The following is a 1,135-nucleotide window of genomic DNA, read 5'->3' as shown; positions in this document are numbered from 1 at the left end:
AAAAAGGATGTTGACAGAAGAGAGGCAAAGATGGTAGAATAGATTTTGTCGCCGCGAGAGAGCGGAGGCAGGAGAGAGTTCTTTGAGAATTGAACAGTTGTAAATGCGTTTGGCCCAAAAGTCAAGACGAATATTGGGTAAAAAGAAGAAAACGAGCTAATCAAGCTTACAATAAAATTTATTGGAGAGTTTGATCCTGGCTCAGGACGAACGCTGGCGGCATGCCTAACACATGCAAGTCGAACGGACCTTTTGGATTTAGCTTGCTATTGAAAAAAGGTTAGTGGCGGACGGGTGAGTAACGCGTGGGTAACCTGCCCAACAGCCTGGGATAACTCCGGGAAACCGGAGCTAATACCGGATAAACTTTTTATGCTGCATGGTATAAGAAGGAAAGATGGCCTCTGAATCAAGCTATCGCTGATGGATGGACCCGCGTCTGATTAGCTGGTTGGTGAGGTAAGGGCTCACCAAGGCGACGATCAGTAGCCGGCCTGAGAGGGTGAACGGCCACACTGGGACTGAGACACGGCCCAGACTCCTACGGGAGGCAGCAGTGGGGAATCTTCCGCAATGGGCGCAAGCCTGACGGAGCAATGCCGCGTGAGTGAAGAAGGCCTTCGGGTTGTAAAGCTCTGTCCAAAGGGAAGAAAGGAGATTGTGTGAATAATACAGTCTATTGACGGTACCTTTGGAGGAAGCCCCGGCTAACTACGTGCCAGCAGCCGCGGTAATACGTAGGGGGCGAGCGTTGTCCGGAATCACTGGGCGTAAAGCGCGCGTAGGCGGATAATTAAGTCAGATGTGAAAACTCTGGGCTCAACCGAGAGCATGCATCTGATACTGGTGATCTTGAGTGTAGAAGAGGAGAGTGGAATTCCTAGTGTAGCGGTGAAATGCGTAGATATTAGGAGGAACACCAGTGGCGAAGGCGACTCTCTGGTCTATAACTGACGCTGAGGCGCGAAAGCGTGGGGAGCAAACAGGATTAGATACCCTGGTAGTCCACGCCGTAAACGATGGGTACTAGGTGTTGGGGGTTTCGACGCCCTCAGTGCCGGAGTAAACACAATAAGTACCCCGCCTGGGGAGTACGGTCGCAAGACTGAAACTCAAAGGAATTGACGGGGGCCCG

1 rRNA gene is annotated in these 1,135 nt (G+C 51.5%); it reads left to right on the top strand.

The annotated features are described in order from the left end of the window. Window positions 1-183: 183 nt before the first annotated feature. Window positions 184-1,135: ribosomal RNA gene (locus tag NWF04_10820) — 16S ribosomal RNA — on the top strand; the annotation flags it as partial.

Source organism: Candidatus Bathyarchaeota archaeon (assembly GCA_026014465.1).
Classification (GTDB): domain Archaea; phylum Thermoproteota; class Bathyarchaeia; order Bathyarchaeales; family Bathycorpusculaceae; genus JADGNF01.
The sequence above is the reverse complement of the archived record's forward strand: the minus strand, read 5'-3'. Positions and strand labels throughout refer to the sequence as shown.